This window comes from Halorubrum sp. SP9 (assembly GCF_005435015.1).
Lineage (GTDB): Archaea > Halobacteriota > Halobacteria > Halobacteriales > Haloferacaceae > Halorubrum > Halorubrum sodomense.
The window spans coordinates 1-973 of sequence record NZ_SGXU01000154.1 but is presented as its reverse complement, the minus strand read 5'-3'; the positions used below and the strand labels follow the sequence as shown (position 1 = coordinate 973).

Sequence of the window (973 nt, the reverse complement as noted above, 5' to 3'; positions counted from 1 at the left end):
CATCGGTCGCGGAACAGCACCCATTTCTCGGCGCGTGCTACGGCGGAGAGGGGTTTCAGAATCTTTTGAGGCAGCAGGTGGATGAGAAGTAACTCCGATTCTGATGGTATTCACGCTGTTCGTATAGTTGTTCATACATATATACAGTTAATCGGATTTATGATATTAGACCATACTGTGTATCTGTATGCCAGATGGCTCCGAAGAGGATGGGCCGCGTATGCTTGTTTTCGCAGATCGAGTCGAGTTCATTCGAGAGGATGGCGGACACGAGGTCTACAGAGAAGGGAAACAGACTGAAGCAGCCCGTGAACGGTACAATTACATCAAATCTGAACTCGATGATGGATACCTAGAGGACCGGATCAACCGAGTTACTGACTCCGAGACAGAGGTGTCTGTCGACGTCTCACAGGAGCATCTTGACAATATCGACGCCATCGTCGACGCGATTACGAGTGAGAAGGGCCGAGCACTGTCCGGACTTCTCTGCGGCCAGCTTACCATCAAGTCGATCGCTCCCGAGCAGAGCGTGAGACTCCACAAGGGGAGTAACAGCTCGGCGCATTTCTCTTGGAAGGAAGGGCTCTCAATGCGAACCATCGACAGTAATTACATCGCTCCGACTCTCCGCGATCACGACTTACTTCGTGTCAATCGAGACGGCGTCATGATGACGCGGTCCCTTGCGGAGAACTACCCGTACTCACGGTTCTACAAGGCGAATATCCGAGGCGCACAAGAGGAGTGGGCGGAGATTCTCAGCGCCGTCGAGTCCGAAAACGGACCCGACCCGGAGGAACTGCTCGACTACCTGCTACTCTCGTTCTACAACCGCGGCGAGCGGGCGCAAGAAGCATACGAGAGCGTCCTCTCCCTCGTAGAAGAGGTCACAGAGCGCGGGCTCACTCAGCGGGACGTAACACGGATCATCTCCGAACACGTTTCACGGTCCGACCACGCGGCGCGGATC

At 54.6% G+C, this 973-nt stretch carries 1 pseudogene; it reads left to right on the top strand.

From position 1 onward, the window contains the following. Nucleotides 1-187 precede the first annotated feature (187 nt). Nucleotides 188-973, top strand: a pseudogene (locus EXE45_RS16960) (DNA methyltransferase); the annotation flags it as partial.